This is a genomic window from Acinetobacter sp. ANC 4169, assembly GCF_002135355.1.
In the GTDB taxonomy this organism is placed as follows: Bacteria; Pseudomonadota; Gammaproteobacteria; order Pseudomonadales; family Moraxellaceae; genus Acinetobacter.
This window is the reverse complement of sequence record NZ_NEGE01000030.1, coordinates 1-1,596: the sequence shown is the minus strand read 5'-3', so window position 1 is coordinate 1,596 and position 1,596 is coordinate 1. Positions and strand designations below refer to the sequence as shown.

The 1,596-nt window shown below is 37.8% G+C and carries 3 protein-coding genes and 1 pseudogene; all 4 read right to left on the bottom strand.

What is annotated here, in order from left to right:
* Window positions 1-363: pseudogene (locus tag B9T26_RS15475) on the bottom strand (hypothetical protein); the annotation flags it as partial.
* Between the two features lie 33 nt (window positions 364-396).
* Window positions 397-873, bottom strand: coding sequence for a hypothetical protein (locus tag B9T26_RS15470; protein ID WP_086200526.1), 477 nt, complete (start codon window positions 871-873; stop codon window positions 397-399).
* Between the two features lie 31 nt (window positions 874-904).
* Window positions 905-1,372, bottom strand: coding sequence for a hypothetical protein (locus B9T26_RS15465; protein ID WP_086200525.1), 468 nt, complete (start codon window positions 1,370-1,372; stop codon window positions 905-907).
* Between the two features lie 27 nt (window positions 1,373-1,399).
* The coding region (locus B9T26_RS15710; protein WP_171263024.1) for a hypothetical protein at window positions 1,400-1,596 on the bottom strand (197 nt) is incomplete at its 5' end.

Genomic DNA, 1,596 nt, shown 5'->3' with positions numbered 1-1,596 from the left:
AGGCTGAGACAATGCTGTACCTACATTGACAGGTACAGCTGTACCGTTTAAATCCACAGCAATATGAGTATTTAAAGTATGGCTTGCATTGGTTGTCGATTTAACAAAAGTGGTTGCATTGGTTGTATTGGTCGTGCTGGTACTAATGCTATACGGTGTATTGCAAGTCACTTTAAAGTTACCTGTACCGCTTGTTGTATCATTTGGAATAACAATATTGGTTGTTACATCACTAATGGTACATTTTTTGGAAATGGTTAAACTGACTGGAATGCTTGCTGAAGTTGTGGCAGCTTGAGTTTGTACTAAAGCACTCGATAAAGCCGCAATAACAACTAAAGAAATTTTTGTTAATGTTTTCATGGTTTTCTCATTTTTTTTGATTTGAAGTGAAAATTAATAAGTTACAGTCACACGAAATGTGTCTGTATAAACACCAGCTGGTGTAGTTGCTGTGGTTGGATTCACTAATTTAGCTGTAACCACGCCCGTAATTGGGTTATTCAGGAAGCTAGAGTGAAAATAAGTAGTCCATAAACTATCTAAGGACAGATTTAAGCCTACAAAGTTAATGCTAGCTGTTATCGGAAGGCTAATACCATCCATATTCTTTACTTTTAGGCTACCATTACTCCTTGATTCAAGGGCATAGCTAGCATTAAATCCACCATCCATATTGCATGTAAATGTAAAAGAGCCTTGAGCTTCGCTACCATCTTCTGGAAGTACTATTCCTGCGCTCACATTTGAAAATGAACAGCTTTTAGGAACATCCAGTCCCATAGGAATACTGGCTGTCGTAGTATCGGCTTGAGCCAAGCCACTCCCCAATAATGCTGCTAAAATTGCAGATGATTTTATTAATGTTTTCATGAGATTGTTCTCTTTACTTTTTTATTAAAATTTAATAGGTCACAGTCATATTTAAAGTATCGGTATAAATACCTGCAGGTGTTGTGGCTGTTGTTGGACTATTTAATTTAACCTTAAAGTTGCCAGATTGCGGCCCAATATAAACCGGCGGACCATCTATATACGTCCAAGAACTTGTAATCACACTTTGAAGCCCCCACAAAGTAACCGATGTTGTAGTAGGTATTTGTGTTCCTTGAGCGCTTTTTACGTAGCTACCTGTTCCAGAGGCAATACTTGAATTTGTAGTAAAATATACGGAATACCCTGTATTACATGACATTTTAAAATTGCCAGTTGCTTCACTTCCATCTTCAGGAACAATGATTCCAGTACTTACGTCAAAAAATGTACAGCTTTTAGGAACATCTATTCCCATAGGAATAGATGAGCTTGCTGTAGCTGCAAATGCCGGACATCCCATCATCAGTGTTGTAATTGCTAAGAGCATTTTTTTCATGATTTTATCCTCAATGAAATTGCAAACTTAGTAATCAACACTAATGTTTAAGGTATCGTTATAGAAACCTGCAGGAGTTGTTGCCACGACAGCAGCGACAAGTGCAGCATTCACGTTATATGTATCTACCGTTAAACCAGGCTGAGACAATGCTGTACCTACATTGACAGGTACAGCTGTACCGTTTAAATCCACAGCAATATGAGTATTTAAAGTATGGCTTG